Source organism: Bacillus sp. EKM206B (assembly GCF_011066015.1).
In the GTDB taxonomy this organism is placed as follows: domain Bacteria; phylum Bacillota; class Bacilli; order Bacillales; family Bacillaceae; genus Bacillus; species Bacillus velezensis.
The window spans coordinates 1-239 of the sequence record NZ_JAAMNL010000048.1; the positions used below are offsets into that span (position 1 = coordinate 1).

Sequence of the window (239 nt, forward strand, 5' to 3'; positions counted from 1 at the left end):
GTTCAGGTGCCGTTACAGGACATCTTCGCCCGGCCGACGGTGGAAGAGCTCGCTTCGGTTATTCAGGACTTGGAAGAGAGCCCGTATGAAGCGATTCAGCCTGCGCAAACACAGGACACCTATCCGGTGTCTTCGGCGCAGAAACGGATGTATGTGCTCCAGCAGCTTGAAGACGGCGGTGTCGGCTACAATATGCCGGCTGTGCTGGAACTGACGGGCCCGCTTGACCGCAGCCGGCT

General features: G+C 59.4%; 1 protein-coding gene. It reads left to right on the forward strand.

What is annotated here, in order from left to right; genetic code table 11:
- Positions 1–239, forward strand: a 239-nt coding sequence (locus tag G9F50_RS20360; RefSeq protein WP_165417796.1) for a condensation domain-containing protein, incomplete at both ends; no start/stop codon positions are given.